We start from the raw sequence: 23,105 nt of genomic DNA, 5'->3' as shown, positions 1-23,105 counted from the left end.
CTTGATTCAGGATCTCAACCGGTAAGCACTACACTTAACAACTAACAAATCCGTACTAATTCGCATAATCTTTTATCACAACCCAACTGTTAACATAGCCAATGAGCAATAGAAGAAAACATAACAGCTGAATTAAAGCCGATATTTTAGATTTTATTTCATCAAAAAACTTTCATAATAGATAAGTGGGATCAATTATTTAAAATCATTGAACCCAGGGTCAAACTCCTGTGCAAACATAATCTATTGAAAATTAACTATATATCCTTAGCTATAGGTCGACTTAATATATTATTCATATAATCGTTAGCACTACTAACTCAGTTCAAATAGATTGTTTCGAACGATTCGACTATACTGTTGTTATTAACCATAATGAGTAATAAACAATGCAAGCACTTACTGCAAATGATGCTAAAACACAGTTTGGGGATATGCTATTAAAGGCCCAACGCGAGCCGGTTCAGATCAACAAAAACGGTAAACCCGTTGCTGTTGTAATTTCAATGGATGAATATCAACAAATGGAAGAAGTTAAATTCACTTTGTTACAAGAACGAGCTGCTAGAGCTAAACTTGATATAGAAAATGGTAATTTAGTTGAAGGTGAACAATTTATGTCTGATTTGATAGCAGGAAAATTAGATTAAATGCTTTTATATAAGTTTACACAAGATGCTCGCGCAGATTTACTTAACATCAGAAAATATACCTTAAAAACGTGGGAAAGAGAACAATCGACAAAGTATCTACAAGAGCTGAAGAAAACATTACAGTTATTATCTGACAGTCCTTCTATAGGAATTCAAAGAACCGATATTTCACTAACAACTTTTAGCTTCCCCTATGTTAGCCATATTATTTATTACACGTTAGATAATAATTATTTAATCGTATTTGCTGTTTTACATAAAAATATGGTGCCAGAAAAACATATAGCTAACCGAAAACATCAATAATTAAGTCTATAAATTTACCCGTTACATATGAATAGAAAGCGATTACTCATCTTTCTTAGTCATTTTACTAGACGTGCACGCTATTCGTTAAGGCACCTCATCAAGCAACTGACGTTTGACGAAAACTTCATGTACTGCTGCTTCTTTAAACAACTTATCGGAGTTTTAAATACAGCGCTAAAAATGAAAAAATCTAGCAAAAGCTAGATTTTTATTATTGGTAAATTTATTTATTCTAGACGTAGCACTATTGATACCACTTAATACTGAAAATCAACAGATCAGTTGACGTTGTTGCATGTTAACCAAACGTACCTCACCGTCACCTTAAACCAAAATGCCACTGTACTTCAAAAAGAGTTTCCAATCATAGTAGAAGGTACAATGATGCCTGCGACATTTTTATTGAACAACTTACGCTTATTGGACATAACAACCCTGTGTAAAAAACACAGCTCATCGTTAACCATCACGATAACGGATGAGGAAGTGAGTTTTAAGGCTATTGAGATAATAGATGATCCATTAACGCGTTATTGCAAAGAAGATTTTTCAGGGGGAGAATACCTATCGGATTTATCTGAACAAATGCTTCAGGATGAGACAAGCACGGCGTTTGAGCAAGAGGCCTTTAACCACCTATTAACTCAAATCACAAACGAGCCATTACCCAGGCAAAACTACCAGTCGGTTACTATTGAGTTGATGGAAAAAATGCACGTGCATGTTATCTGTATAGTGACGAAAGCCCGCACGAAGTATCGATTATGATGACAGAGCCAATTGATACTCCAGTAAAACTTGCGCTTACAATACTAGATATCGAAAAACTAAAAAGCACTATGCCTACATCAGGTCAAGTTAGGTTAGGTTAGACCTTCAACCTGACAATCAGCTTTATATCACAACAACAAAAAGGTTCATTACCGATGATAGGACGAGCTTTTAACACCGCATGCCCTAATCCTTTCGCTTCTCCTTGACGAACATGTAAAATAGTAACGTCTTTCGGACAAATCGCTTGAATTTCATCAAGTAATTGACGTTTCACACGGTTTTCTAAGGTGGTTTCCAATTCAAATGACTTATCAAAGTGATTTTCGATAGCATTTTTAGACGAATGGGTAACTAAGACAATTTCTTTAATACCTGCTGCAACACATTCATTCACTATGTATTGGATCATAGGCTTATCTACAATAGGAGCATTTCTTTTGGGATGGCTTTAGTTACAGGTAACATACGTGTGCCTAAGCCTGCTATGGGGATTACTGCTTTTCTAATTATTTTTGACATTTTCATCCTTAATGTATTTAATCAAAGCATGTCATGTTTTTTATAGCTAAAACGATGTAACAAAGGAAAAATGGGGAAGTTCCGTTCACTAGAGAGGAAGGCAACGTTTAACAAAAATCAACTACTTAGCAAAATTTGACGTTATTACAATGTAAAATAGGTCCAACCCCTGAGCTTACAGTACTTAAAACACACATTCTCGGGTCTAGGGTATTTGCCATCCCTGAAAGTCCTAATCAGGGTTGAAGTAAACCAACATAAACATTCAGGGAAAAGACTTTATTAGATTGCCCTTTCCTGTTAACAAGGTAATTAATAACGCAATTAACATACCATTAAACAACTTTATAATTGTCTTTTTCTGTGTCTTTAGCATTCCAAACCAAGTCACAAATACCATCTTTGGGTACAAAACCAGTGGGTGCTTGTAGCAATAATCGTCTGATTTCTTCATGGTCAAACTGGTGGCAAGCTTCATCAAGTTTAACTAATATTTGTTGAAGTTCAGGCCAAGGTAACCAGCTCTCATGGGCTGACATAATTCTACGATGATCAGTTTGAGTTATATCATCACCAATTAATAATTCTTCAAATAACTTTTCACCCTGCCGTAAACCGGTATATTCAATAGCAATTTCACCTTCGGGGTTAAGCTTATCTAAAACGGTTAATCCCGACAGGTGGATCATCTTAGTGGCTAAATCTGAAATATTAACCGGGTCACCCATATCTAAAACAAAGACATCGCCGCCTTTCCCCATAGATCCCGCTTGAATAACCAACTGTGAGGCTTCAGGAATAGTCATAAAATAACGTATAATTTCAGGATGAGTTACCGTAATAGGGCCACCACTCTTAATTTGTTCTCTAAACAAGGGCACTACCGAACCAGATGATCCTAATACATTGCCAAAACGCACCATACAAAAACGAGTTTTACCTTTAGTTTTAGCTATTTGATCTGCTAATGCCTGCAAAACCAGTTCAGCCATGCGTTTTGTTGTACCCATTACGTTAGTTGGGCGAACGGCTTTATCGGTAGAGATTAAAACAAACGTTTCTACTTGTGCTTCAATTGCGGCCTCAGCGACAAATAAGGTGCCGAATATATTATTTCGAACACCTTCAATAACATTATGTTCAACTACAGGTACATGTTTATAGGCTGCAGCATGATAAATGGTTTGCACAGCGAAGGTACGCATAACAGTTAACAATCTATTTTTTTGCTGAACAGAGCCTAATAAAGGCACAATAATTAGATCATAATCTAATTTTTTAGCCATTATCTGTAATTCACCGTTAATTTTATATAAAGCAAATTCAGATAATTCCAGTAACACAATTTTTTTAGGATGCTGTTGTAAAATTTGACGGCAAAGTTCTGAGCCGATAGACCCCCCAGCCCCTGTTATCATTATAACTTTATTGCGAATATCTGCTTGTAATAAATCCTGGTTAGGCTGAACCGGATCACGGCCAAGTAAGTCATCGATTGATACTTCATGTAGCTCATCAATTTTAGCACTACCACTCACTAAATCAGCAGAGCCAGGAATAGATAATATTTCAACGGATAAATTCTCTAACTTATCTAATACTCTAGCAATACGTTTTTTGCTTTCTCTAGGCATTGCTAATAAAATTCTGTTAACAGAATATTTAATAATTAATGCATCTATGTCACTACGATTAAACACAGTAATACCGTAGACAACACTTTTTTGAATACGTACATCATCATCAATAAAAGCAACAGGAAGGTATTCATTACCTTGAATTAATGAACGTGCTAGTTGACGACCTGAAGAGCCAGCACCATAAATAATAACGCGCTCTTTGGTTTTACTTTTATTAGATAACAATGCCCTAAAAACAAATCGACTGCCACCGATCAATATCATCAAAAAAGCAGCAAACACAATAGGTACGGTTCTAGGTAAAGGAACATGTAAATAGTAAGATAATAAAATTAAGATAACGGTAGAAAATACAACAGCGATCCCAATTGATGTAGCAGCTTTGGTACCTATAAAGCGGATAACAGCACGATAGAGCCCAAGCTTTATGTTAATAAGCACGGTGATAGGCATTAAAGAAAAAAGTAACAACCAAAATTGTGAATTACTAAAAATAGAAAAGGAATCTACCCTCACCATAATCGCTGCCCAAAAGGCAATACCAACAAAACATAAATCAGCAAAAACACTAATAACACGTTTAATTAAACGAGGGGCTCTAAATAAGGCATCTATTGGGGAAGGAGAAAAAATCATATTATTTTATTAAATCCAAATGATCATGGTGAAGTTATATCATCCCACTTGCCGATTAATAGTAAAGGCAAGTAAAGGCAACAAAAGTATGCATTATACATATAAATATACGAATCTACGATCTTTACTGTATTTTAACTTGGTTTATACGTTTTAAAATGTAGTCCAAAAATTTATAAATCACTAGTTAAACAACCGAACACGGTAAAACAATAGTAAGGGTATACTAACAGCACCTGCTGTTAGCTATACCCTTACTGTATAACAGCCCTTGTTACGGCCAATACTAAAAAAATGGACATGAAGCACTGCTTGGCAACGTTAGCTGATGTCACTGTTTATACGGTACTGACGTTGTGTTGCCGTCATACAGCAGACCTAGAGTAAGCAACATGACCAGTTACATTGGCACGCTAAACTGAGCCACTTTAGCGTATATTGGCAAGTAAGATTGACCCAACATATTTCCCTACAACTCAATATTAATCAAGTCCACAGAATATCTACTATTAATTAGCGCATCACAAATAGTGGTTCAGTTTTAGTTGCCAACCTACAATCCAAGGTTGGAACGTAAATCCGACAGCTCATATGACTTAATTTATATAATAAAATGTAATCCCATGAATTTAGATAACTTTAATTGCAAGTGATTATAGCAATGAATTGGTTATGTACAACAATATTGCTTTAATTAAGATAATGGGATATTAGCTAGGGCGCTGCCCAAATTTCAGCAGAAATCACCTCATAAAACGAAAGTATTTGAGCAATCAAAGTTTGGTGTGGGATCTGAGAAAAAAGAAGCAGCCTAGTTTTAGGTTTGCAGAAGCCCCGTGATCTTTAGTCGCGGGGTAGTTCACTTATAAATCAATTTTAGTTGTCGAATTTGAAAAAATATATATTAAAGGTCTTAGGTCTCCCATATAACCAGCTATATTAGAGCTTAACCAATCAGTGATTGGTGAACTCCCCATCGATTAAAGATCACTGGGTAGTTCACTAATCGCGTTTAGATGAAAAGCCTTAAATTTTGGCTTATCTCTCTTATTAAGGTTTGAGGTACGTCTTGTTCCAAGGCGAGCTTGTTCCACGTTGAAACTACTTCAATATTATTATCTAAAATATCGTCTATCTTTCGCTTACTGAAAACAGGACTGAGTTTTTCAAAGCTATGAAAATCAGCTCTAGTAAAGTTGTCTTGCTTGCCACTGAGTGTCATCCAATGTTTGCTGACCCAAAGGCTATCAGGTTTGTAGCTATAGGCTAAATCGTAAGCAGGAGCCAATTGCCAATTATTTTCGTGGTCAAGAATAAACCCAAAATTCTTAGCATGGTCATCGTGATTTCTAGACACAACATTAAATACCATTCGTTTAAATAGCTGAATAGCATCCTTAGGACTCAAATTTAGCTTTCGCGCTGTACCAAGTAACTCGGCATAAGAATACGAGCCTACTTTTTTGTAACTGACATGCTCTAGTCCGTTGAGAGTCTGTACATGTACTTTATCATTACCGTTTCGATCAAACCTTTGTGTTATAAAGTGTCGGCGATCACCTTCATTAAGCAAACGACATGGCATCATATCGATACCACATTCTTTTGCCATCAAATGATATACATACTCCATTGCGCCATAACCTAATGGGTCACCAAATGTTTCTTTGTTTTTATTGTGTTCGCTTACACCATCAAACTTCATTAGGTAATGAGTAAACCCATCAGGTGCGTCAGTTTGGCCGGAGCGAACTTTGTTAAAATCCTTGTTAAATGCCAGTACAGCTTTTGGCCTTGCACCACCAGCACTCATTCCTACAGACATAAGTGACATCATGGCTTCAGCATTTTCTTGATCGCCCTTGTTCAAGTTGACGCTAAACTGCTCACGTTTATCTAAGACTTCTTGAGCAATAGAAACAAGTGATTCTATATGTATAGGTTGTGAGGCATTCAGGTTTTTACGTCTAGTGGCTGGTGCGTAGGTTAATGCGCCCATACCTCTCATGCCTGTATACTGTAATCGCTGTAGCGGAGTAATATCGTTTGTCGATTTACCTTTACTTGCTATCCACGCGTTCATTACAGCGTTACCAAAGTCATCTGGCAATGAGTCTGCAATTAGTCCCGGAAGACCTTTGAATGTTGGATAATCTAACTCTGGAAAGGAGTAGATTTTTTTACTCAAAGGCATTTTTATTGGCGAAAGCTCAATACCTGTTATAATAAAACTAGGAAAATATTCGAACGAACCAATTTGATTTTCTGTGTCATAACTTACAGCGCCGACATCATGATGTTTATATTTTACGGTTATGACTTCTTTTACCATGATGGCGTATCCTTAGGTTTAGTGAGTGCTTTACTAGTGCCTGTTGCTCGTTTACGTTCTTTGCCTTGCAGCTTAGCAAGTTGAACAGGTGATATCTCTTGCTTAGGTATAAACGAATTAAGTTGTTCCGTCAGTTCAAGCGCCACCAAAATAGCAATGAAGGATTCAAGTGTTGACGTTCCTTTCTCGCTATTCGTTACTGCCTTAAGTGATAGTCCAGCTTTTTCAGCTAACTCTTTTTGTGTTAAGTCAGCATTAAGTCGAGCAACTTTAATTCTATCGCCTAATTCAGTTGCAATGGCATGAGGTGTGACGGCATCAAATACCATAAGAACTCCTAAAGAATGCTTTAAAGTGGATATGTCATACATGTAACCCTTTAAGGGAGTATTACACATCACTTGAAAAACATCAAGAAACACCCCGTTAAAACCCTTTAAGGGATGTTTAAGTCAATATTACCCACTTAAACTCCTTAAAGGCATGATTAGCGACAATTAAACATCAGTATAAACCGAATCAATAAAAATAGCGTCTAAACGACACTATTTTATTACCATTATGACAGCTCACCATCCACACTTTTATGCGCAACAAAGCGAATAAAAATAACACTTTTATGCGCATAAAAGTGTTATAAAAACATTAAATCACGCAGCCATCAATTCTGATAAAGATACTTTAAAGTCATCAGCCAATTCAGGATGACGTAAACCATAGGTAACATTAGCCTTCATGAAAACCAACTTAGAACCACAATCATGTGACTTACCCGTCATATGAAACGCCTAACCGTTTCAATCTTCATTAAGCATCGCAATCGCATCAGTCAATTGAATTTCAGCACCAGCACCAGGCGGGGTAAACTCTAACATGTCCCAAATTTTCTCTGATAACACATATCAACCTACCACAGCTAAGTTAGAAGGCGCTTCATCAACGGGAGGTTTCTCCACCACAGCAGTTACCATCTACTTTTTGTAAAACGCTCCATACCAGTCAACGAATTCAACAACTTTTAGGTATATTGTCATTAAGCGCTTACTCATATGCCAATAGCCCCTCATATTGGCTTGTTTTAACACCACAGTAAGCCACTGATAACAAAAGACTTTAATCAACCATTATTTCCATGAGACAATTTTCCCACAAAATACCCTCCAATGAGACACATTTTCCATCTGGATTTTCACGCAAATCAAACAGGACAGTGACGACAGTTGTAAATCTTTTACAGGAAGTCAAAATTTAACTATTCGATGAAAACAAAACAGAAGCGGAAATTGACTTTAAGAGGTAACACCTGCCTTGAAAAATTAAGCCAACCACGTCCTATCAAATCAATTTATCGGGTTAAGAGCCTATAAAGATAAATACCATAAATTATTAACAAAGCACTGGCTTAACGTTATAGAAGCATTGAGACAACTGATTCTAGAGCCCAAGTCCTGTTATTATTATTCGTGGAGATCTGTCAGCCTCAGTGACCTCGGTGGTAAAATATCCCTTAACACCAAACCCCTAAGCTTTAAGCTTTAATTATCTCATTCAAATACGCCCTAAAATCATCAGCCAAATCAGCATGACGTAAACCATACTCAATATTAGCCTTCATATAACCCAACTTTGAACCACAATCATGTGACTTACCCGTCATATGAAATGCCTCTACGGTTTCAATCTTCATTAAAGTAGCAATCGCATCAGTCAACTGAATTTCATCACCTGCACCAGGCGGCGTAAACTCAAGCATATCCCAGATTTTCTCTGACAATACATAACGACCAACAACAGCTAAATTAGAAGGCGCTTCATCAACAGGTGGTTTTTCAACAACAGCAGTCATCGTCTTAGACTCACCAGCCGCTAACTCATGACCTTCACAATCGGCAACACCATAACTGCTGACCATATCCATTGGCACAGGCTCAACCATGATTTGACTATGACCAACTTCATTATAACGCGTTAACATTGCCGCTAAATTTTCAGTTTTTAAATCTGCTGAAGAATCATCTAAAATCACATCAGGTAAAACTACGACAAAAGGAGACTCTCCAATAATAGGACGCGCTTTTAAAACCGCATGACCTAAGCCTTTAGCTTCACCTTGGCGTACATGTATAATAGTTACGCCTTTAGGACAAATAGCTTGAATTTCTTCAAGCAGTTGTCGTTTAACCCGTTTTTCTAAAGTCGTTTCAAGTTCAAAAGATTTATCAAAATGATTTTCTATCGCATTTTTAGAAGAATGAGTTACCAATACAATTTCTTTGATACCTGCTGCAACACATTCATCAACAATGTATTGAATCATTGGTTTATCAACAATAGGTAACATTTCTTTTGGGATAGCTTTTGTAGCGGGTAACATCCTAGTACCTAATCCTGCTACAGGGATTACTGCTTTGGTTATTTTCTTATTCATTTTCATCCTAGAGTTATGTTTATTTATACTTACACTAATTTTTTAAAGCACTTTCTTTGGCTTGCCAAACTAAATCGAAAACACCATCTTTTGGAACAAACCCTGTAGGGACTTGTAATAATAATAGTCTAATTTCTTCATGTGAAAACTGATTACAGGCATCATCAAGTTTAATTAATATGTTTCAAGTTCAGACCATGGAAAACACATTTCATGCGGAGACATTATAAGGTGATGGTCTTTTTGACTAATATCATCACTAATTAAGAATTCTTCAAATAGTTTCTAACTTGGGCCTAAACCCGTGAATTTTATTTCAATATCGCCATCTATATTTTTCTTATCCAATACCGGCAAGTCTGAAAGTCGAATCATTTTAAGCGACAAGTCGGCTATATTAACTAGGTCAACCGTATCTTTAGTCGAAAAAGGTACTTTATTATTAAGGCCATAAACTGAACTTGAATAGGCATAAATTAAATGTTTTACCTGGTTGTTACGGCAACCTTCCAAGATATTTAAGTGACCAATTAAGTTACTATCTGCATAAGCCATCGGATTTTCAATAGAATAACGTAAACCTGCTTGGGCAGCCAAGTGTACTACTTTATCAAACTGTTGGGCTTTAAATAACTGAACCATAATCTCACGATCAGCAATATCCATTTTGATAAAACTAGAAGCGTCATGATCTATTCGCGTTGATCGCGCATCTTTTTACGCTACATCGTAGTAGTTATTGATATTATCGATACCAATTACATCATGTCCTGCTGCGTACAAACGCTCAATAACAGCACTACCAATAAAGCCAGCAGCACCGGTCACTAAATATTTCATTATAAATGTCATTCAAGACACATATCGTAAGCGGGATTTTACTCGAAATTTCTTTTGATATGTTAATCGCTACCGAATAAATCACGGGTATAAACTTTATCTACAACATCATTTAAATCATCAACCATACGGTTAGAAACAATTACGTCTGACATTGCTTTAAATTCAGATAAATCTTTAATGACTTTTGAATGATAGAATTCATCTTCTTCCATTACTGGCTCATATATAACCACTTCAATACCTTTAGCTTTAATACGCTTCATAATGCCTTGAATGGATGATGCTCTAAAGTTATCTGAGCCTGCTTTCATAATTAAACGATAAATACCAACAACTTTAGGGTTTCTTGAAATAATTGAGTCAGAAACAAAATCTTTTCGAGTGCTATTAGCATCTACAATGGCACGAATAATACTATTAGGCACATCTTTATAGTTTGCCCGTAGCTGCTTAGTATCTTTTGGCAAGCAATAACCGCCATAGCCAAATGAAGGGTTGTTGTAATGATTCCCTATACGGGGATCTAAACTCACGCCATCAATAATATGACGAGAATCTAAATCATGGACTTCAGCATAAGTATCAAGTTCATTAAAGTAGGATACTCGCATCGCTAAGTAGGTATTCGAAAATAACTTAACCGCTTCAGCTTCCGTAGAGCGGATAAACAAAACATCGATATCGCTCTTCCAAGCACCTTCAACCAAAAGCTCTGCGAATTTACGTGCTCGATCTGAATCTTCACCCACTATAATACGTGACGGATAAAGGTTATCGTGAAGTGCTTTGCCTTCACGCAAAAATTCAGGGGAAAAAATTAACCCTTCACAGCCTAACTCTTCTCTAATACGTGCAGTATACCCAACAGGCACCGTTGATTTAATCACCATACATGCCGAGGGGTTAATAGCCATCACATCTTTAATTACCGACTCGACTGAAGAGGTATTAAAGTAATTAGTTTCAGGGTCGTAGTCTGTTGGTGTTGCAATAATTACATAATCAGCACCCGCATAAGCAGCTTCTTTATCTAACGTTGCTTTAAAATTCAAGTCACGATTAGTTAAAAAATCAGATATTTCTGTATCTTCAATTGGTGATTGACCCGTATTTAGTAAATCGATCTTTTCAGGGATAATATCAACAGCAACAACTTCATTGTGTTGCGCTAATAACATGGCATTTGATAAGCCGACGTATCCTGTTCCTGCTATTGCTATTTTCATAATTAATCCTTTATAACCCTATCGCCACTTCCTTTTCCAGTGACAGTTTGTAAAATATATTTAAAGTAGCCCAGCAACGATAATGTTGAGATCATTTTTTCATCAGTTTTAGCAAGTAACTCTGGGGTAGACATGTCAATTTCATTTACTTGAGCAAGACCAGTAACACCTGGGCGAACATTATATACACCACGAGAGGCACGTTCCTTAATTAACTCTTCTTGGTTAAACAAGTTAGGGCGAGGGCCAACTAAACTCATTTCGCCTTTAACTACATTCCAAAGCTGTGGTAATTCATCAAGTTTGGTTTTACGTAGAAAGTTACCAAACTTGGTTATTGATGCACTTGATGCTAAGTGACTTGCAACAGAAGCAGTACCAACAGACATGGTTCTAAACTTTATCAAATTAAAAGGCTTCTTATTACGCCCTACTCTCTCTTGTATAAATATAGGAGAGCCGGTATCAAAGTAACCAATAATGGTTAATATAATTAAAACAGGAAAACCAAATAAAAGTCCAAAGAAGGCAAAAAGGAAATCTAATAGTCGAATTAGTAAAAGGGTCATATTTATTTCTTAGTTATTTAATATAATGTAACGTTAAGATTGTTTAAAAACATCAAACATTGTTTCTTTAGGAACCCAGCCCAATAAAATTTTAGCTTTAGAATTATCAACTTCTAAGTTATCAAATAACTGAATTGACATTGACTCACGGCTAATGGCTTTGAATATAAGTCTAAAAATAAAAATTGGGATAGGAATTAAAAATGATTTAATATTTCTTGCTTGCCAAATAGTCTTAATTAGTTTTTTGGTAGAGATATTTTCATCATCAGAAATTAAAAACAATTCATTTGCAGCTTTAGAATGAATAGTCACTAAGGCAATAAAATCACATAAATTATTTACTGAAACAAAACTGCGTGAGTTACTTACCAGCCCAAATGGTAAAGGTAAACCTTTTAATATTAGGTTAAGCAGGTTTTTAAAATTGCCAGGTGCGTTTTCACCATAAACTAAAGGAGGTCTAATTATAACCAGTTCAAAATTCATATTTTCAGCAAGTTTTTTTAATTCTTCTTCAGTTTCAAATTTTGATATAGCATAATCGGAATGCGGATGTTCTTTCGTATGTTCTGTAAATGGACTGCCTATTGGAGTATGCGACCCATTAACACCTATAGAGCTAATAAAAACGAACCTTTTCATACCATTAATAGCTAACCTTTCCGCCAGGGTAATAGTTTGATCACGGTTTACTTCTCGATACTCGGCTAGTGATACATGTTCTTTAAGTGCATGTGCTTTAGCCGCCAAGTGAATAACAGTATCATATTTATTAGTGAGCAATAATTCAGATTTTATTAAACCCTTTAATGACAACTGTTCCCAGTGTACATTTTCACTATTTACCTGTTTAGTTCGAGAAATAGCGGTTATATTTGCAAACTTTATATGCTTTAACAGTGAACTACCAACGAAGCCTGATGCTCCTGTAATTAAAATATTCATATTAAATACCTACGTTTTGCGTAGTTTATTTTTAATCCTTTTTATTATTGCGCCAGCTAGATGACTGGAAATATATTTCAATGATGACAAAACACTTAATTTTTCAACATTTCTATATACCCCCCAAGTATGCATCATCGTATTAAACTTAGTACTAGATAAACTACCGGTTCGTAGTCGATAGTGAGCCAATGACTCGTTAATCCCAATAGCATTTACACCTGACTTTGTAATTTTTAACCAAAGGGCAAAATCTTGTCTTTTCAAAATATCCGGCATATACACTTTACCAAGTTTTTTTGTATCATAAACAGCGGTCAAGCAAGCAATAATGTTTCCTCTGAGCAGAGTTTTATATGATACTTCATTGGGTACGGCAACAAAATCACCAAGAACGCCTTTTTCACTGATAAAATTGTATGCAGTAAAGCTAAAATCGACATTATTATTTTTCATAAATGAAATTTGTTTTTCTAACTTATTAGGATGCCATATATCATCGCTGTCTAAAAAAGCAATAAACCGCCCTTGCGCTAATTCAATGCCTAAGTTTCTGGCCTTCGCTGCGCCACCACTTTCATTTTTATTGATTACTTTAAACCGAGAGTCTAAGCGTTCATAGCGTTTAGCAATATCAAGAGAACCATCTGTCGAATTGTCGTTTATTAATATAGCCTCCCAATTTTGATAGGATTGGTTAAGGATTGAATCTAAACTGTCGGCTAAAAAATCTTCGGCGTTATAAATAGGGGTGATTATTGTTGTTTCTTTACTACTCATTAAATATCCAATTATTTTCTATTAGCAATATATTTATTTGGTGATTATCCATACTATTCGATAAATGACTCAAAATCCTTGAGCTTTTTATCCTTCGAATGAATTACCTCATTATCTTGAATGACTACGGTTAATGCCTGCCCAAAGTATTTAGCTGATACCTTCATAATTAAGTTATGAGTTTCATCATTTACTTGAGAGTCTATTTTAATATTTAAATCACCCGAGTTATACTGAGCAGCCTTATAATTAAGCTTTATATCATACTCTAACGCTAATGTTTTGAATATATAATACAAAGTAAGAGATGGAAAAACTTCCCCATCTTTACCAATAATATTTTTACCTACACGCCCTAAAACACTAGATAAAATTCGGTGATTTCTACCACAGCCACATTTTTTTCGACTTAACTGGATAAAGTCACCCAATTTATATCTAATTATAGGGAACGAATATGACAATAAATTAGTAACTAATATCTCACCGTCAACTTCCTCAACAATACAAGTTTCTTCATTGATATGCATTTCGCCATTAGGGCACTCAAAAGCGATAATTCCACTTTCTGCAGAGCCGTACTCACTGACAATTTTTTTACCAAAAGCTTTTTTAGTTTCTTCATGATAATGGTCGTAAATCTTTTCTGATGTTCCTTTAATCAACTTTAAATTGTTAAGTGAAATAGCCTTTGCATTGACTAAACGGGCCGTTTCATAAATCATAGAGCTGTAACCATGAAGATATGATGCTTTCCTTAGCTTTTTAATAAAGCGATCTAACTCTTTATCTGAATAAGAAAACATTCTAAAGCGATTAAGAAGCATGTCAAAAATTTGAATTTTAACTTTTTGAATAAGTGAAAATGAATATCCCCAAAAATAACCATTATATTCCCAAGGGTTTACATTATACCAACTCATTCCTCTAGCAATAGAAGCACGGTTGTAAGAATCCCACTCCTCATTTTTATAGAAAGTAAGGGCTTCACCACTAGAGCCTGATGTTTCAGAGAAAAAAGTTTTTTTAAATTTTACTTTAGGTGTTGTATGAATATCATCATTAAAATCAATTAATTCTTTTTTACTTACTATAGGCAAGCATTGTATATCACTTAATGATGTTATTTGAGTAACATCAATTGCAGCCTCTTTAAATTTTTTTTTATAAAATTTACTATTTTCGTTTACAAAAGAAAGAAATTTTTTTATTTTAATTAATTGTATTTGATTCAAGTCTTCAACCGAACTAAATTCTGTTGACTTTAAGTCTTTGAATGCTTTTGTATATGTAGGGTTTCGAATCAATATCCCTAAATTAAAAATCAATTTATTTAGCATGTGCTGTGTATATCCCAATATTAACCAATGACATTTGTTTTTATCAACTTAGAGGGTATCCCAGCATAAACACCAGACTCGATAAGCTTTCCAACGACAACAGAGTTGGCTGCTATGAGTGATGCAGGAGGAACATTACAACCAGCTATAAGAGTTACATTTGCTCCGATCCAGCTCCCTTTTCCCACTACAATAGGTGATCGCTGCATCGCTCCAAAACGATACGAACCATTATTTAAGGTATGATTCCCTGAGACGAGTATCGAAGCGATTCCTAGCATCACTTCATCCTCTAAAGTTATTGAAGTTCCGGCATTTATAACCACATTTGTAGCAATAAATACGTTATCTCCAACTTCTAAATTTTGAAGGCAAAAAATTTTAGTACCTGCTGAGACTTGAAAGTTATTTCCACATTTTTTCATCGCAAATGAATATAGCCAACCTCTAAATCTCATAATGTGTTTCTGGTCGGGAAGGAAAGCAGTAATTAACTTAATTAACCAGGAATATAATAAACAAAACAAGTGGTTATTTTTAACTGTCATTTAAAGCCTCTTTCATTTTTTTAATCCAATAAGCTTGAGTTGAAACTTGTGCCATATTTTGGGCTCCAAGTTTAATTGTTTCAAACATTTCACTGTTTTCTAGGCAAATTGCAATTGAATTGCTTAAATCAGAAACCGAACCGGGAGAAATAATCAAGCCATTTTTATTGTTCTCTACTAACGCGTTAATTCCACCAACATTAGATACGATAACGGGTTTATGATATGACCAGGCTTCCATTATCACCCGAGGAAAACCCTCATAATTATTATTAGAAGGAACGGTTATTAAATCAGCGTTAGCAAATAACGGCCCTAATGATTCATGTGGTAATTGCCCAGTGAACGTTATATATTTTTCTAAAGAGTATTTACCAACTAATTCTCTGGCTCTATTTAAATCAGGTCCATCACCAACTAGAGTTAAACCAACTTTTCCTCGATGTATTTTTACAGCTTCAATTAAGTCAAAAATCCCTTTATCCTCAACCATGCGACCAACAAAAAGTAAATTCAAACATTCGGAACTTTCATCTTTTATTTCTGGTTCCACATTTAAACTTTTAACCATAACATCGACAAATTGATAAGTGTTTTTAGAATATTTTCGACTAAAACGTTCTAATACATCACCCGTACAAAAGTTAATGGTATTTTTGTGAGAGCATATTTTTTTTAGTAAAATACGAATAAATCGAGAGGTTAAAAAAGCGACTACTTTATTTACACCTTTATATTTGTCATCTTTCCAAGTATTAGAAGCATCGGCGCACATATGATGTAATACTTTTTGATCAGCTTTTAGAGCCCTTAGCCCGAAAACTATACTGCCAATTGACGGTGTTCTTATCCAAAATAATTCACCATCATTTTCCTTGATAACCTTATCGGCAAGAGCTACATAATTACTGTAAAACCCTCTTTGCGTTAGGCAGTTTATGAAAAATTGTTTTGTTGAATTATAACGAGGAAAAGTATAAAACTTTGAATCATCAACTACTGTACTGTAACTTTCAGGCTTATCCGTAACTTTAATAGACGGAGAAGCCGCACATACATTTACAACGCCAAAAGCATCCTGAAGAAACGCGATTGAAGTTGGTTTTGTATATTGTTTATTTTTATAATCGCTGAATGTTTCTCCAACGAATGCAATGATTTTCATTTTAAACCTTTAATTTATATTTATGACTCAACAGAACAATCAAATCTATGATAACACAAGAAAATATAGCTAAAACATGGGTTAGTGTCAGAAGAGGGTGTGCTCCACCAGTACCAAGCAAGACAAAAGCAATTAAGATAATTATAGTAAACAACATTTTCTGACTCGCAAGAAATGCTAATAATAAATAACAATAGATAGCTTTAATTATTAAACCTGTTATACCAAAAACTCCAACAAACCAACTCCACCATGGGTATAGAACATTTGCTAAATATGGTCTGCCTGTTGTGGGGCTAGATCCTAGATAATGAAGATAGCCAACAAACTCAGAATCAATAGCGTTAATACTACCAAATGAAAACCTAATAAAAATTTCTGAAATATAGCCAAAAAATGGATACATAACTTTATAAATCGGATCTGTTATCTGAAGTGGGATTTCAGCAAGATAATAGGAATAAGCTCTATATTGAAATACTGAAATAGCCATGTCCACTACGGCAAAAAAACCATCTGATATAGGCCTATTTTGTAGAAATATAGTCGATAATATGGCAAAAAATATCATAACAACAACTACGGCAAAAACCCTAGCGATTTGATTTCTACTGGACGAGAAAAGCATCAAAATAATGTAGAAATTAATTACGTATTTTAATTCAGACCTTGAGGCGGTAATCGCAACAACAAAAATCAAACCAATAACAGCCAAAAACTTAACTTTTTTACTACTTGCAAAATAAAATACTATTGGAACAAGCATTTTAAAAAAACCACTTGTAAACATATACAGTAAACCACCACGGTCATATTCTTGTAAAAGTTGATGACGTGCGATCCCTGATAAGATTAGGCCAATTGATGAATACGCTTGATAAGCAGCAATTAGAACTAAAACTAAAAGTAAAACCAGGTGGCCTTCGAAAAATTGAGAGTATGTCCTTTTATAACTAGACTCCGCATCTTTAAAAAAACCTTTAAAGCGAATTAAAACAAAAAAAACAACTAAACAACTAAGAAAAACATCTATGCTGGAGTAAACAACGACTTCGTAGGATAATTGCTTAGTAAAACCAAAATACTGAGTCGTAAATATTGCCATTAGATGCATTAAGATTACAAAAGAAAATACAAATACCATTCCCGTCATCTTTTAACCAAACTTATATAAAACAATATTTTTTTTATTAGTTTGATACTACAAATCTTAAAATATGCTAAAAATAATTTATTTTGGAGTGAATAAATAAAAGCCTTTTTAAAATGCCTATGAGAAACCATTGATCGTATTAACACTAAAGATTTAAAACCTTGTTCTGCTTTATTATTAAGACAACTGTCATACAGATTTAACCACTCCATTGAAAATATGTAGTCATTAAGTTTCGGGATTTGTATAAACTCATAACTGGGTTCTTCCAACATAAAAAATAAACAGCCTTGTGCTTCTAAAGATAAACAAAACTGATAATCCTGATGGCGCTTCAAATCATCAAACCTAACTAATTTAGCAGTTACTGTTTTCAGAAATATTCCACTCGTCTGAATAATTTGCTTTGCACAAAAAAGGTACTCTCCAACCGTTTCATCTTTCAAAATAGCTCTAATGGGCCTAACAAACTCACGTTTTCCATCAATAACCTTACAGCGAGAATAGATAACTAACTTATCTGATTCAGTTAAATTTGTCGATTTTTCATTGAAAAGTTTCAGCTGCTTTTCAAGTTTATCTGAATACCATAGATCATCATAATCCAAAAAAGCTACAAACTCAGCAGACGCATTATCAATACCGGTATTACGAGCAATACCGCCATGGCGATTGACTTCATGTTTTATAATATTAACCCTTGGATCTCCGTTGAGTGAGAATAATTCACTCTCGGCTGAAATAGGCGAGGCATCGTCAATGACAATAACCTCCACTGGTATACTTTGTAATAAGGCGCTATTAACCGCTTTTAACAATAAACCGGAAGTTTGAGAATAAAAGGGAATAATGACACTTATTAAAGATTTAGGCATAGGAAATTTCACTTAATTTTAAAAAACACATTAGATATACCTAATATATAAGACTATTTATTTATAAATCCAGTTAGTTAAGGTGCTTTAAATAAGCCAAAAACATTGTAATTTAAAGTATCATTATTATATTTTTCAAGACAAATGGAGCGTGCACTAATACGAATTTCTGTTATTTTATCTTGAGGTAAGGCTTGAATTTTGGCTAAACAGGTCACTAGTTCATTAATATCATGCTCTTTTACCAGATAACCTGAAATTTCATTTTCTATAAGCTCAGGTATACCTGAATGATAAGTTGAAACTACAATTAAACCTTTTGCCATAGCTTCCATAAGAGCAACAGGTATACCTTCCATATCCCCACTTTTAGATCTTACACTAGGTAAAAGAAACACATCGGCTTCATTAAGGTACTGCTTTACAACGTTCTGAGGCTGTTGTCCAAGTAAATGAATATATTTTTCAGCACCTAATGATTCTATAAGGTCTTTGGCTTGTACAAATAATTCACCTTCACCTATAACATTAAGCTCTACAGGGAATTCTTTTGAGGATATTGCAACAGCTTTGATTGAATCTAAAACGGCCTTTTTTTCCGTTAAACGGCCTACCTGAATTATTTTCAATGGCAATGAAAAAGTAGACAATGAATCTCTCAACTCAAAGTCATTGACATCAATCCCCATTCTATGGACTTTAATTTTTAACGCCTCGCAGCCCCACTCTATCAATTTCCCTTCCCATAACTCACTAATAGGAAGCATTAAATCGCCTTTAACAAACAACTGTTTATACTGGGGTAAATATCGAGTAACAGTGGCATAGTGACTAATTTCAAATCCATGGAACACCGTAGATATTGGACCTGAAATCAACCCTAAATCTCGCATCTTACATACGTAATAACCATTAACACCAAAATGACAAATAACATTATCGTATTTTATTGTTTCGTTTTTTATTACTTTTAATGCAGATATCAAATTAAACTTTTGATTTATTGTCAGGTACTTATCAAACACAACATTTAAAACAGACTCTAATTTTCCTTTGAAAATTAGTCCCATAATATTAAAAGCTGTTAATCTTATCTTTTTTAACCTGCTTATCTTAGAGTTGATCCCAATGCATTTCACCTGCTCTAGTAGGGAATAATCCTTAACTGAACTATGCATAACGTCATGCGGTAAAATTTCGTTAGTGATAATATCAACTTCAACACCCAACTTTATTAAACCAACAATCTGGTTGATAATAAAGGTTTCAGAAAGAACGGGAAAACTATTAGAGAAAACGGCGATACGCATTATTGGTCTCTTTTGTTATTTACGAGCAGTGAAAAATTTAAAAATGAAAATAGATTCGGCAAAGAAACTAAATAACCTTTAAATTTATAGCTGCCAAAACAGTAAAAACTGGCAGATAATAGTAATGTGGACCCTACATACAATAAATATTGACTTGGGAATGAAATATTCGTAACTCTAGGTGACATAATAATCTTTCTAATTTCGTGAAATTTTAGCAAGGATATAATCACTTACGCGTTAATTTCCTTTGTATACGAGTTATTCATAAGACTCTTAATTACAACCTATTTAAATAGGAGTATTTCTAAAAATAAAATATTTTATCTTTTGCTTTAGACCAGGCAATTCCGTTAAAGGTGCTCTCACATTTAACTGCCGATCTTTAATAGCTTCTTTTCGCCAATCTAACCATATAAATTTAGGCGATTCTAAAAAACTCTCTAAACACATTCTCAGCCCAGTAGCAGTATCAACAAAATCAGAGGTGTCAACATATTTTTCGATTTTGCTATTGTCAAACCTTCGATTAAATAGTCTGTCATATTTTATCTGATACTTCCCTGTATTCCATGCACTAAATTGTTCCATACTTTGTAATATCACTTCTGGTTTTTTACCGAAATGAGCACCCAACACATTTATATATGTACTTAATACATCCTTCCATATAACTGAATCTTGACTGGTAATATGAAAAGCTTCACCTAATGCGTTCTTTTCCCCAATAATAGCACTAATACCTTTCGCTACATCTAAGCCGTAGGTCAAAGTAGTAACCTTGCTATTGATATCGACAGAAAATGCAATTGGTCTATTATGCAATGCTCTATATAACCAAGCCTCTATTTGTAACCCGCCTAATTGCAACTTTTCTTCACTATACGTAATATAAGGTCTAATTATTGTCCAATTACTTTTACGAGAATTAAAAAGCAGATTTTCTTGACGAGCTTTTGATAAAGCATATTCTTCTGTAGAAAGGTACACACTATCCGTTGTAACATCTAACAAACGAGGAGAATCCTCTGTAATTAGCTCTTCCGAGTTTGCATAAACCCTTGAAGAACTTATATAAACATACTGCTCGGTTGCATCCAATAAACAATCTAAACGCCTTTCAAAGCTCGATGTGGAATAAAGCATGAAATCAACGATCACATCCCAACGCCTTTTTAATATTCCCTTTAAAAACGCATAGTCTTGAGCATTACCTAAAATGTAGCTTATTTGAGATTGAGGTTTATGCATAGACCTAGAAGTAACATAAACAGAATGCCCATTACCAGCCAGAACTTTAACTAAGTGTGCTCCCATCGCCCCTGTACCACCTAAAATAAGAATTTTCATCTTATAACCTCCGCAGATACTTTAACTTTATTAATAATCATATTACGGATCTTTTTACGCCACACAGGTTCTAGGCCAATGTAATACATACTTACAGAAGATATTAGAATACAACTAGCAACGTTTAAAATTGAATATATAATTCCCTTAGGTAACATATAACTTATGGTTAGTGCTGGTAAGGCTGATGTAATGATCACAAGTACAACTGGGATGCACACTCTTTGGATAAAAGCCCTTATCGATAAACCAATCATCTTAGAAACCATGCTTAAGCGAGCAGCAAACATAAATATATTCATGGTAATAGCCACAACGAACACACTAAATGCAGGGTATCCCATTTCTAGAACCAGATAAGAGATAGCAAATATCCCTAATTGCATAACTCCTAGAGTTAACTCATAACGTTTTATCTTACCTGGCGCGCGCGCTGCGGTTGAAATTGGAAGGCTAATAGAAAAGATCAACGATTCAATCAGTGCTAACTTGGTAAATAATACTGCTTGTTCAGGTACTATATTCAACCACAATGTTAAAACCGTGTTCATTTCAACAAGCAAGGGCAAAACAAATACCCACATAAGAAAAAACGTTAGTTTTGAGCCATTAAATAAGAGTGAAAAAAGTTCTTTTTCATTTTTATTTGCGTAGCTTTTAATTATTGAAGGATACAACCCTGTGTTGAAATTATTGGAAAACAAATTTACTTGAGATGACACTATTACAGAAATCGCGCGTGCAGCAACAACGCTAGGATTGAAAAATTGATTTAAAAGAATCGTCACTGCCTGGAATCTTGCGACCGTAGAAACTTGACCAAATAACGTCCAGCTCGTAAATGAAAATATTTCTTTTACTAAAGATTTATCCCAGTAGAATATTCTAAATTGGCATTCAGAATATTTATACATACAAATTAGAAGATGTATAATTGCATTAATTATAGAAACAAAAAGGAGCAGTAAGCCATACAGTTCCAGCTTGTCCCAAGGCAGGTATAATAATACAAATACAACAGCCAGTTTCATAAGTGCTTCAATTATTGATACTAGCGCAAAATAGTGCATATCTTCATGAGCAATAATTATGGCTCTAAAGGGGGCCGTAATAACAGAAAAAAGAAACGACAGGACAGTATAATGATACAGTACAACAGCTGAATCGGTTCTTTCAAGGGGGATATTCAAATGGTTCTTTACAAACCAAAGTCCGCCTCCTTCTAGTAGTGCAACGACCAGAAGTCCAATACCCGCATATATAACTAAATTCACACTAAAAGTAGATTTGAGTAAATTTTCATCCTTTTTCCCTAAGGCGAATGAAAAGAAACGCTGCGTAGCAGACGACATACTGCTAGTTAAAAAAGAGCATAACGTAACGATGCCTGCTACTACATTAAATACGCCATACTCTTCTATACCCAGGACATTTAAAACCACACGAACAGTGTATAAACTGATGAAAATTAACAATATCTGCCTAGAATAAAGCATTAATGTGTTTTTAAATATTTTTTTACTTATCATTTTCACTCACATGAAAGTGAAAGCTAAGACCTTTCATTTCCACTCTATTAACTTTATTTTTTATAGTTATCGACCTAAAACTAGAGGCGAGATTACGAATATTTCAAATCTCAATAAAAAGATCTCGCACCTTAAATTTGCCCCTATTCTTGGTCGTCTACCTAAATTCCCTATATAT

General features: G+C 34.7%; 19 protein-coding genes and 3 pseudogenes. 3 read left to right on the top strand and 19 right to left on the bottom strand.

Annotated elements, in window-relative coordinates; translation table 11 throughout:
- The first annotated feature begins 389 nt into the window (after positions 1-389).
- From CXF71_RS03415 to CXF71_RS03405, 3 genes are all read left to right on the top strand, one after another.
- The gene (locus tag CXF71_RS03415) at positions 390-650 is read left to right on the top strand and encodes a type II toxin-antitoxin system Phd/YefM family antitoxin (RefSeq protein WP_101231586.1); all 261 of its coding nucleotides are present in this window, start codon (positions 390-392) and stop codon (positions 648-650) included.
- Positions 651-959 (top strand): type II toxin-antitoxin system RelE/ParE family toxin, encoded by a 309-nt coding sequence (locus CXF71_RS03410; RefSeq protein ID WP_101231585.1) that lies wholly within the window; start codon positions 651-653, stop codon positions 957-959.
- 384 nt (positions 960-1,343) lie between these two features.
- Complete coding sequence (locus CXF71_RS03405) at positions 1,344-1,730, top strand: hypothetical protein (RefSeq protein ID WP_157826687.1); 387 nt, start codon at positions 1,344-1,346, stop codon at positions 1,728-1,730.
- Between the two features lie 142 nt (positions 1,731-1,872).
- On the opposite strand, the pseudogene CXF71_RS03400 reads toward CXF71_RS03405, so the two are convergent.
- The 19 genes and pseudogenes from CXF71_RS03400 to CXF71_RS03310 all read right to left on the bottom strand — a co-directional run.
- Positions 1,873-2,261: pseudogene (locus tag CXF71_RS03400) on the bottom strand (UTP--glucose-1-phosphate uridylyltransferase); the annotation flags it as partial.
- Positions 2,262-2,590: 329 nt separating this feature from the next.
- Complete coding sequence (locus CXF71_RS03395) at positions 2,591-4,531, bottom strand: nucleoside-diphosphate sugar epimerase/dehydratase (protein WP_101231583.1); 1,941 nt, start codon at positions 4,529-4,531, stop codon at positions 2,591-2,593.
- Positions 4,532-5,543: 1,012 nt separating this feature from the next.
- On the bottom strand, positions 5,544-6,863 hold the full coding sequence (locus CXF71_RS03390) for a type II toxin-antitoxin system HipA family toxin (RefSeq protein ID WP_101231582.1): 1,320 nt from the start codon (positions 6,861-6,863) through the stop codon (positions 5,544-5,546).
- Positions 6,857-7,192 (bottom strand): helix-turn-helix domain-containing protein, encoded by a 336-nt coding sequence (locus tag CXF71_RS03385; RefSeq protein ID WP_101231581.1) that lies wholly within the window; start codon positions 7,190-7,192, stop codon positions 6,857-6,859. Before CXF71_RS03385 ends, CXF71_RS03390 begins: the two co-directional genes overlap by 7 nt.
- Before the next feature lie 321 nt (positions 7,193-7,513).
- Positions 7,514-7,822 (bottom strand): annotated as a pseudogene (locus tag CXF71_RS03380) (UTP--glucose-1-phosphate uridylyltransferase); the annotation flags it as partial.
- Between the two features lie 569 nt (positions 7,823-8,391).
- Positions 8,392-9,291: a UTP--glucose-1-phosphate uridylyltransferase GalU gene (gene galU / locus CXF71_RS03375; protein WP_101231580.1), complete on the bottom strand. Its 900-nt coding sequence runs from the start codon at positions 9,289-9,291 to the stop codon at positions 8,392-8,394.
- Positions 9,292-9,696: 405 nt separating this feature from the next.
- Positions 9,697-10,131, bottom strand: a pseudogene (locus tag CXF71_RS03370) (SDR family NAD(P)-dependent oxidoreductase); the annotation flags it as partial.
- Between the two features lie 62 nt (positions 10,132-10,193).
- The gene (locus tag CXF71_RS03365) at positions 10,194-11,360 is read right to left on the bottom strand and encodes a nucleotide sugar dehydrogenase (protein WP_101231579.1); all 1,167 of its coding nucleotides are present in this window, start codon (positions 11,358-11,360) and stop codon (positions 10,194-10,196) included.
- Between the two features lie 2 nt (positions 11,361-11,362).
- Positions 11,363-11,929 carry a sugar transferase gene (locus CXF71_RS03360; RefSeq protein WP_101231578.1) on the bottom strand — a complete coding sequence of 189 codons (567 nt, stop codon included), beginning with the start codon at positions 11,927-11,929 and terminating at the stop codon, positions 11,363-11,365.
- A gap of 33 nt (positions 11,930-11,962) precedes the next feature.
- Positions 11,963-12,877 (bottom strand): NAD-dependent epimerase/dehydratase family protein, encoded by a 915-nt coding sequence (locus tag CXF71_RS03355; protein WP_101231577.1) that lies wholly within the window; start codon positions 12,875-12,877, stop codon positions 11,963-11,965.
- 9 nt (positions 12,878-12,886) lie between these two features.
- On the bottom strand, positions 12,887-13,657 hold the full coding sequence (locus tag CXF71_RS03350) for a glycosyltransferase family 2 protein (RefSeq protein WP_101231576.1): 771 nt from the start codon (positions 13,655-13,657) through the stop codon (positions 12,887-12,889).
- 53 nt (positions 13,658-13,710) lie between these two features.
- Positions 13,711-14,997 carry a phenylacetate--CoA ligase family protein gene (locus CXF71_RS03345; protein ID WP_101231575.1) on the bottom strand — a complete coding sequence of 429 codons (1,287 nt, stop codon included), beginning with the start codon at positions 14,995-14,997 and terminating at the stop codon, positions 13,711-13,713.
- Between the two features lie 20 nt (positions 14,998-15,017).
- A complete protein-coding gene (locus CXF71_RS03340; protein WP_101231574.1) occupies positions 15,018-15,545 on the bottom strand; it encodes an acyltransferase in 528 nt (175 codons plus the stop codon).
- Positions 15,535-16,710: a glycosyltransferase gene (locus CXF71_RS03335; RefSeq protein WP_101231573.1), complete on the bottom strand. Its 1,176-nt coding sequence runs from the start codon at positions 16,708-16,710 to the stop codon at positions 15,535-15,537. The genes CXF71_RS03340 and CXF71_RS03335 overlap by 11 nt, the downstream gene beginning before the upstream one ends.
- Position 16,711: 1 nt before the next feature.
- The gene (locus CXF71_RS03330; protein ID WP_101231572.1) at positions 16,712-17,863 is read right to left on the bottom strand and encodes a hypothetical protein; all 1,152 of its coding nucleotides are present in this window, start codon (positions 17,861-17,863) and stop codon (positions 16,712-16,714) included.
- Positions 17,860-18,738, bottom strand: a complete 879-nt coding sequence (locus CXF71_RS03325) for a glycosyltransferase family 2 protein (RefSeq protein WP_101231571.1) — start codon at positions 18,736-18,738, stop codon at positions 17,860-17,862. Before CXF71_RS03325 ends, CXF71_RS03330 begins: the two co-directional genes overlap by 4 nt.
- Before the next feature lie 77 nt (positions 18,739-18,815).
- The gene (locus tag CXF71_RS03320; RefSeq protein ID WP_101231570.1) at positions 18,816-20,048 is read right to left on the bottom strand and encodes a glycosyltransferase; all 1,233 of its coding nucleotides are present in this window, start codon (positions 20,046-20,048) and stop codon (positions 18,816-18,818) included.
- A 291-nt stretch (positions 20,049-20,339) separates the two neighbouring features.
- Complete coding sequence (locus CXF71_RS03315; RefSeq protein ID WP_101231569.1) at positions 20,340-21,398, bottom strand: NAD-dependent epimerase/dehydratase family protein; 1,059 nt, start codon at positions 21,396-21,398, stop codon at positions 20,340-20,342.
- Positions 21,395-22,927, bottom strand: a complete 1,533-nt coding sequence (locus CXF71_RS03310) for an oligosaccharide flippase family protein (protein ID WP_232771367.1) — start codon at positions 22,925-22,927, stop codon at positions 21,395-21,397. The genes CXF71_RS03315 and CXF71_RS03310 overlap by 4 nt, the downstream gene beginning before the upstream one ends.
- Positions 22,928-23,105 lie beyond the last annotated feature (178 nt).

It is taken from the genome of Colwellia sp. 12G3 (assembly GCF_002836775.1).
Classification (GTDB): domain Bacteria; phylum Pseudomonadota; class Gammaproteobacteria; order Enterobacterales; family Alteromonadaceae; genus Colwellia.
The sequence above is the reverse complement of the archived record's forward strand: the minus strand, read 5'-3'. Positions and strand labels throughout refer to the sequence as shown.